9 protein-coding genes and 1 pseudogene are annotated in these 8,090 nt (G+C 46.3%); 5 read left to right on the top strand and 5 right to left on the bottom strand.

Going from position 1 to position 8,090, the window contains the following annotated elements:
* Positions 1-282: 282 nt before the first annotated feature.
* The 5 genes from JX312_RS05980 (at position 283) to ettA (ending at position 4,619) form a co-directional block, all read left to right on the top strand.
* Positions 283-834, top strand: coding sequence for an NADH peroxidase (locus JX312_RS05980; protein ID WP_123404716.1), 552 nt, complete (start codon positions 283-285; stop codon positions 832-834).
* A 326-nt stretch (positions 835-1,160) separates the two neighbouring features.
* Positions 1,161-1,727: a 6-carboxytetrahydropterin synthase gene (locus tag JX312_RS05975; RefSeq protein ID WP_128707288.1), complete on the top strand. Its 567-nt coding sequence runs from the start codon at positions 1,161-1,163 to the stop codon at positions 1,725-1,727.
* A gap of 132 nt (positions 1,728-1,859) precedes the next feature.
* Positions 1,860-2,270 (top strand): Holliday junction resolvase RuvX, encoded by a 411-nt coding sequence (gene ruvX / locus JX312_RS05970; RefSeq protein WP_123404720.1) that lies wholly within the window; start codon positions 1,860-1,862, stop codon positions 2,268-2,270.
* A 32-nt stretch (positions 2,271-2,302) separates the two neighbouring features.
* Complete coding sequence (gene def, locus JX312_RS05965) at positions 2,303-2,866, top strand: peptide deformylase (RefSeq protein ID WP_124030148.1); 564 nt, start codon at positions 2,303-2,305, stop codon at positions 2,864-2,866.
* A 64-nt stretch (positions 2,867-2,930) separates the two neighbouring features.
* Positions 2,931-4,619: an energy-dependent translational throttle protein EttA gene (gene ettA, locus JX312_RS05960; RefSeq protein WP_123404724.1), complete on the top strand. Its 1,689-nt coding sequence runs from the start codon at positions 2,931-2,933 to the stop codon at positions 4,617-4,619.
* Between the two features lie 86 nt (positions 4,620-4,705).
* Here ettA and JX312_RS05955 read toward each other — a convergent pair whose 3' ends face one another.
* The 5 genes and pseudogenes from JX312_RS05955 to JX312_RS05935 form a co-directional block, all read right to left on the bottom strand.
* Complete coding sequence (locus JX312_RS05955) at positions 4,706-5,599, bottom strand: diaminopimelate dehydrogenase (RefSeq protein ID WP_204457381.1); 894 nt, start codon at positions 5,597-5,599, stop codon at positions 4,706-4,708.
* A 64-nt stretch (positions 5,600-5,663) separates the two neighbouring features.
* Positions 5,664-6,323 (bottom strand): OmpA family protein, encoded by a 660-nt coding sequence (locus JX312_RS05950; RefSeq protein WP_124030147.1) that lies wholly within the window; start codon positions 6,321-6,323, stop codon positions 5,664-5,666.
* Positions 6,295-6,615, bottom strand: coding sequence for a hypothetical protein (locus JX312_RS05945; protein WP_124030146.1), 321 nt, complete (start codon positions 6,613-6,615; stop codon positions 6,295-6,297). The genes JX312_RS05950 and JX312_RS05945 overlap by 29 nt, the downstream gene beginning before the upstream one ends.
* A gap of 245 nt (positions 6,616-6,860) precedes the next feature.
* Complete coding sequence (gene rimM, locus JX312_RS05940; RefSeq protein WP_124030145.1) at positions 6,861-7,397, bottom strand: ribosome maturation factor RimM; 537 nt, start codon at positions 7,395-7,397, stop codon at positions 6,861-6,863.
* Positions 7,390-8,090, bottom strand: a pseudogene (locus JX312_RS05935) (UDP-N-acetylglucosamine 1-carboxyvinyltransferase); the annotation flags it as partial. The pseudogene JX312_RS05935 and the gene rimM, both read right to left, overlap by 8 nt.

The raw sequence follows: 8,090 nt of genomic DNA, 5'->3' as shown, positions 1-8,090 counted from the left end.
GAAGTACTATCAGCACCCCCGCTTACCCCGGCGATGACTTTTTTTATTCCAGCACGTCTAAGACTCCGCGCCACGTAATCCTCAAGCACTGATGTTATCTCGATTTTTCTTTTCACGAATACAAAATTAGTAAAAACGGATAAAATTTTCAAACATTTTTCATTGTCCGAATAATAAAAAACACCTTATCGTTGTTATAACATAGGAACAGTCTGAATGAATATATTGATATAATATAAGAAACTGTTCTGAAACTTTCTAACTTTAAAATAATTGACAATTATGGCAAAACAATGGATTTGCACCATCTGTGGTTATATAGCAGAGGGTGAGACTGCACCCGAAAAATGCCCCCAGTGTGGCGCACCACAGTCTAAATTCAAAGAGATGAACGCCGATGAGCTTCTTCAGTTTGTAACTGAACATGAAATCGGTGTTGCAAAGGGTACTGACCCTGAAATGATAAAAGACCTCAATACACACTTCATGGGTGAATGCACAGAGGTAGGCATGTATCTTGCAATGTCTCGTCAGGCAGACCGTGAAGGTTATCCCGAAATCGCAGAGGCTTTCAAACGCTATGCATGGGAAGAGGCAGAACACGCATCTAAATTTGCAGAGCTTCTCGGTGACATGGTCTGGGACACCAAGACCAACCTTGAGAAGAGAATGCACGCTGAGGCAGGAGCCAATGCCGACAAGATGCGCATTGCCAAGAATGCAAAAGCCCAGAACCTCGATGCCATCCATGACACCGTTCATGAAATGGCAAAAGACGAAGCCCGCCACGGTCGCGGCTTCAAAGGTCTCTACGACCGCTATTTCGGCAAATAATCATCCATTCAAGACAATTCAACAGAGGGCGGAGTCATATTTCTTCGCCCTCTCTTCTTTTTAATACCCTCTTATCGCATTGGTGAGGTATGCGGATTGAATTCTAAAATATCGGATCTGACAGCTTACGGTGCGTTTTTTGATTTGTTAACTTTTAATTCCGAACCTGAACTATATATGCCTTGTTGAAATAAAAGAATCCTTTGCCGATAAAGACAAAAAACAGAATTCAAGCAAATCGGCAAACTGTCTTAGAAACTAAAGTCATCTTGACTACAGTTTCTTACATTTATAACTCAAGTATAACTAAAAAACAGTTACCTGCTATGAAAAGCATCACATCATTCACATTACAGTACGCCCACCGTTTTTATGGTTTCAAAGGCGAGGCGCAGTATCTCCACGGACACACCGGAACTCTTACCATTGAAGTAGAAGACTCAATTAATGAGGGTGTCAATATGGTTTTTCCGTGTAACGAGATAAAAAAGACTGCATGGGATGTGTTGAAAAATTTCGACCACGCTCTTGTTTTAAGAGAAGATGACCCGATACTTCCCGCAATACTCGGAGTATACGAACAGCAAGGAATTCTCAACGGACACCCCCAGAATCTGCTGAAAGGACCGGCTTTCGAAACCGAACTCGCCACTGCATATCCTGACGCGAGAATTGTGGTTACCAAAGAGACTATGACTGTAGAGGGTATGATAAAAATAGTTTACAACCTGCTGAAAGACAAATTGCGCATCTGCAAGATAACTTTCACCAGCGGTGACAATGTCGCCTCTCAGGAATACAATCCTTCAACGAATATTGAGCGGTGCCCTCTGTGCGGAATCGCGCTGACCGAAGATGGTGTATGCCCCAAATGCGGATACCACAAGCCATAAGGAAATCCTGAAGTCGACATAAAAGAGAAGAATCTCCGATAACCGGGACAGCAAAGTCTCTGTTATTGGAGATTTTTTTGTAACTTTACTTTTAAAACAATCAGGAAGCTTAAAACAATCAAGAAGCTGTTTATGTCAAGAATCATTGCTATAGACTATGGCAGAAAACGTTGCGGTGTGGCTGTAACAGATCCGCTCCAGATTATTGCCAACGGTCTTCCTACTGTCCCTACCCACAATCTGATGGATTTCATCAAAGATTATTGTTCCCAGGAAAACGTAGAGATGATAATAGTCGGCGAACCGCGTCAGATGGACGGCTCGCCTTCGGAATCCGCACGATATATCGAGCCATTCCTGAAGCGTCTGTCACGCGAGATGCCGGAAATGAGAGTGATACGCCGCGACGAGAGGTTTACTTCGGTAATCGCTCACAGGGAGATGCTTGCCGCCGGTTTCAGCAAAAGCCAGCGGAGAGAGAAAGGGAGAGCAGACGAGATGTCGGCGGTGCTCATACTCACCGAATACTTGCAAAACCGCTGATTTTTCACTATTTTTGCAATAAAATATTAAAGATGGTATTACCTGTATATTTATATGGACATCCGGTGCTCCGCAAGGAGACGGAAGATATAGGAAAGGATTATCCCGGTCTTGACAAACTGATCAGGGATATGTGGGAAACTATGTATTTCACTGAAGGTGTAGGACTCGCCGCTCCTCAGATTGGCAAATCAATCAGTCTGATTGTAATTGACGGTAGCGTGCTTGGCGATGAATTTCCTGAATGCAAAGATTCCAAGATGTGTCTGATCAACCCCGAACTTGAGGTGATCGAGGACATGGAGCCTGTGGGACGCAACGAAGGTTGCCTCTCGTTGCCGGGAATGTCCGAGAACGTGAAGAGAACAGAACATGTGCGTCTCAATTGGCTTGACGAGAATTTCGTCGAGCATGAAAAGGAATTCACCGGATTCCTCTCCCGTATAATCCAGCATGAGTTCGACCATCTACTCGGCACTGTATATACCGACCGTATCTCCCCTATACGCAAACAGATGGTACGCAATAAACTCAATAACCTCTCCAGGGGAAAGGTGAAATGCGACTATCGCACGGTTTCGGCAAAAACTCGCTGAGACTGTCTGATTCACTATTTCTACTCTCTCTTATGATTCGAACTTTCAAATAACGAAAAAGAACATGGCTGACGACAAAAAAATTATTTTCTCAATGGTGGGAGTCAGCAAGATTATCCCTCCGCAACGACAGATTCTAAAAAACATATATCTCTCTTTCTTCTACGGAGCAAAAATAGGCATTATCGGTCTTAACGGTTCCGGAAAGTCTACCCTGCTCAAAATAATCGCCGGGTTAGACAAGAGCTACCAGGGAAACGTGGTTTTCTCTCCCGGCTACAGTGTGGGATATCTTGAGCAGGAACCGAAACTTGATCCGGAGAAAACAGTTAAAGAGGTTGTGCAGGAAGGTGTTCAGTCCATAATGGATCTTCTTAAGGAATACGATGAGGTTAACAACGCTTTCGCAGACCCAGCTGTGCTTGAAGACCCTGACGCTATGGATAAGCTCATTGCACGTCAGGCAGAGATTCAGGACAAGCTGGATGCTACCGATGCCTGGAACATAGACAATAAGCTCGAACGCGCCATGGATGCTCTCCGTTGTCCGCCGGATGACAAAAAAATCGCTGTTCTTTCCGGCGGTGAGAAACGCCGTGTGGCTCTCTGCCGTCTGCTGCTCCAGCAACCCGATATCCTGCTTCTCGACGAGCCTACCAACCACCTTGATGCAGAATCGATTGACTGGCTTGAGCAACATCTTCAGCAATATCCGGGCACAGTCATAGCCGTGACACACGACCGTTATTTCCTTGACCATGTGGCAGGATGGATTCTTGAACTTGACAGAGGCGAAGGTATACCATGGAAAGGAAACTATTCGTCATGGCTCGACCAAAAGACACAACGCATGGCTCAGGAAGAGAAACAGGCAAGCAAACGCCGCAAGACTCTGGAACGCGAGCTTGAATGGGTACGTATGGCTCCCAAGGCGCGCCAGGCAAAAGGAAAGGCTCGTCTGTCAAGCTATGACCGGCTGATGAACGAAGACCAGAAAGAACGCGAGGAGAAACTTGAAATCTATATTCCCAACGGTCCGCGTCTCGGCAACAAGGTGATCGAAGCCAAACATCTTGCCAAGGCGTATGATGACAAGGCATTGTTTACCGACCTCAACTTTATGTTGCCTCCTAACGGTATTGTCGGAGTGATAGGACCTAACGGAGCAGGAAAGACTACACTCTTCCGTCTGATAATGGGGCAGGAACGTCAGGATGCAGGTGAGTTTGAAGTTGGTGAGACCGTAAAGATCGCGTATGTTGATCAGAACCACAAGGATCTGTCTCCCGAAAAGAGCGTATACGAGGTTATTTCTCAGGGAGTGGAGTCGTTCCGTATGGGTGGCAGAGACATGAACGCCCGCGCTTACCTGAGCAAATTCAATTTCACCGGTGCTGATCAAGAAAAGAAAATCGGTGTTCTTTCCGGCGGAGAGCGTAACCGTCTCCACCTTGCAATGGCGCTCAAAGAGGAAGGGAATGTACTTCTTCTCGATGAGCCGACCAATGATATTGACGTCAACACACTCCGCGCGCTTGAGGAAGGTCTTGAGAACTTTGCAGGCTGTGCTGTCGTAGTGAGCCACGACCGTTGGTTCCTGGACCGTATCGCCACGCATATCCTTGCATTTGAAGGAGACAGTCAGGTCACTTATTTCGAAGGATCATACTCAGAATATGAGGAGTTCAAGAAGAAGCGTGACGGCGGCATCGACACCCCGCACCGCATAAGATACCGCAAACTCACAAAATGACAGTGGTGTGAAACCCCAGAGAAAAAAAAGGCGTCACTTGTTATGTAACAAGTGACGCCTTTTTATGTCTTAGTCTGTTTTCTGTATCAGACAAGCTTGATCCATTGGTCATGCTCACCAGGCAGAAGGTCGATAACCGGAATCTCTATCATTGTGTAGCAACCTGGCGACAGACGGAACGAGGCACGTGCACAAGCCACAAGTATCTGGGCTGTGAGTGCCGGGTTGTTTATCGCCATGTCGAATTCGAAACGCTGGCTGTGTGTCTTTCCCGACACTCCCTTGCGCACCATATTCACACCATGACCGACATCCTTGAGCGCATCAACGCTCTCCACGGCAATGACGTGTGTCTCGTCTGATGCGAAATAGGGATCTTCCTTGATACTCTTTGCCACAGTAGCAAGTTCATAGCCAGGCAACAGCTCTACATATACCATGCGGCGGTGTATGCCTGTTCCTAACGGGATTGTCATGGAAAGGGCGTCTTTTACACCCTCTTTTGATTTTACAGCCACAGTATGTCCCATACTCATTCCGGGACCGAAATTAGTATATGTGATTCCCTTGGGAGCAATAGCCTCAAGCAATGCACGCACCACGGAATCGCTTCCCGGATCCCATCCTGCCGACAGCACGCTGACTGCGTTTCCAGCCTTCGAGGCTTCATCAAGACGCTTGCGCAGTTCGGGAATCTGACCGTGGATGTCGAATGAATCCACCGTATTGATACCCATGGCAAGAATCTCCTTTGCATGCTCTTCCACACTGCGTGTCGGAGTTGCAAGAATCGCCACGTCCACGTTCTGCAGTTCTTTGATTGATCCTACAACCGGAATCTCTGCCGGTATATCTTCTCTGTCAGCCGAATTACGGCGAACTATGCCCGCAATCTCGAAATCGGGAGCTGTCTCTATTGCCTCAAGCGAGTAACGGCCAATGTTGCCATATCCTACTATCGCTATTCTTTTCTTATTCATTCTGGGTAATTATTTTTAGAAGCTGTTTAAAAATAAAAGTTAAATTTGGGGCGGCTATCTCCGGTTAAAATACGATTCTTCCTTTTTTTGCCTGCTCAAGCATTTTTGTGCCTGGCACGAGATAAACCTCAAGACGGCGGTTCCTCTCACGGTTGGTCAGAGAATTGTTCTCTACAAGCGGCATATCATCACCATACGCGTAGGAGAAAAGATAACGGGTGTCACATCCTTCTTTCACGAACCAGTCGAACAACGCCGTGGAACGCTCCTCCGTTATATGCTCGCGATATTTCTCGGATCCTGTATTGTCAGTGTGCATGACGAGAAGAACCCTATACATATCCGGCTCGCGCAGATAGCGTTTTAACGGTGCAAGCAACGATGCCGCCTCTTTCCTAACCTCCACCTCATTGGGTGCGAAAAGCTTCGATGCCGGAATGGTTATCAGCAGCACTTCCTTGTTGCGGTATGTCTCCACCATCGATGAATTTTTCGCGTTATATTCTTTATTATAGAGACGGTTTCTACCCTCTTTCTCCTGGAACTTACGTATCAGATCTGCACTTTTTCCATCAAGCCCGACACTGTTTATCATCTCGCGGAACGACATCTCGTCAAGAGCATCGATACGCTGAAGGGCAGTCTCTCCCCTCGCTGCTAACGCAGAAATGGATATAGCAGCAGAGAGCAGCGCTTTAGAAAATATCTTCAATTGATTCCTCATATTCAAGTTCTCCTTTCACTATAAGGTTGATGTCTTCAGGATCCATCACGACTTCGCCGTCTTTTCTGATTTCTTTTGCCACAAATGCTGAAAGCTTGGCTATATCGAGTTCCTCCTCTTCTGTCACTCCGGCATCTATTTTCAGATAACCGTTTTTCTCATACCAATCCCATATTATGTCGATAACGTAAAGTATATCGTCATCATCATAAAGCTCGCTTACCTGCGCCGGCAATGTCTCTCGGATGAATCTGATAGCGTCATCCTCGTCATATTTCATCAATTCGCTCATATTATATGTCTGTTGTATTCAAAGAAACTGAACTCGTCTTGACTTTTTTACTAAAGTTTGAATAATTATGTCGTTGATTCTTTTCTCAGCCTCATCGGATCTTTCCGGTTGTTTTGACCCCTCTAATCACCGCCAGTCTTAAGTTTCCGGCTCTTCGAGTGGAGAAACCACCTCGGAAATATCTTGCTGATATCAAGAAAAATAAGTCAAGACGATTTCACTGTTTAGTGCATCGTACTGAATCATTAATCCTCTGATTTATTCAGGGAAACAAGCCCTTCCGGCAAAGAGGTGTGAATCTCCCTTCTTTCCTCATTTATGTCTATGATAAATTCGTCTGCGAGGGGAATATAAATCTCTTCATCATCCGGAGTGCGCACGACCATGAGTTCATTTTCAGTTGTGTCATCAATAAATTCAAGTGTCCCGATCTCTCCCTCAAGCCTGTCGATAACCTTGAAGCCTTCAAGATCATCCTCAAGCATCACATCGCCCACATAATCCTGAAGCTCATCGCGTGGAACAAGAATCGCACTGTTTACAAATTCCGCGGCATCCTCCACGCTGTCAACCCCCTCGAGTTTTATCAGAAAGGACGTAGTTCCTTTTCCGCGTATTGATTCCGCATAATAAGGCACCGGGATTCCGTCAGTCTCTATAATGAGCGGATTGCCATCCTTCACATATTCTTCAGGAATATCAAGAATAGCGTTAAGCTCCCCTTTCAGTGCGTGGGTTTTCTGGAACTTCCCTATTTCAACCAGTTTTTCTTTGTCAATCATCTATTCTAATGATTTTCGCGCCAAGTCGGTTCAGTCGACTGTCGATATTTNCATAACCACGGTCAATCTGACCGATATTCTGTATCCTGCTTGTGCCCTTTGCTCCCATTGCCGCTATCAGCATAGCGATTCCGGCACGTATGTCGGGCGAGACCATGTCGGTTGCCCGTAGACTGTTGAAGTGTCCGGAGCCGATCACCACTGCCCTATGCGGGTCGCAAAGGATTATTCTGGCACCCATGTCCAGCAGTTTGTCCACAAAGAAGAGACGGCTCTCAAACATCTTCTGATGTATCAGCACACTCCCCTTTGCCTGAGTGCAGACCACCAGAAAAATGCTTATCAGGTCCGGAGACAACCCCGGCCACGGCGCATCTGCGATAGTCAGCGTGGAGCCATCGATGAAATTCTCAATCTCGTATATCTCTTTTTGGTCGATTCTGATATCATCACCCTCCACCTCGAGATGAACCCCAATTCTCTCGAATATCTCAGGCATAAGACCGAGATCTCCGTAACCTACATTCTTTAGAAGAAGATCGGACCCGGTCATTGCCGCCATACCTATAAAGCTGCCGACTTCTATCATGTCAGGCAATAAGCGGTGATTCGCACCTCCAAGACGCTCTGCGCCATGCACTGTAAGCATCTTTGCGCCGATTCCATCTATCTTCTCACCCATTCGACCCAACC

The organism is Barnesiella sp. CU968 (genome assembly GCF_905219685.1).
Lineage (GTDB): Bacteria > Bacteroidota > Bacteroidia > Bacteroidales > Muribaculaceae > Lepagella > Lepagella muris_A.
This window is presented reverse-complemented; position numbering and strand designations above follow the sequence as displayed.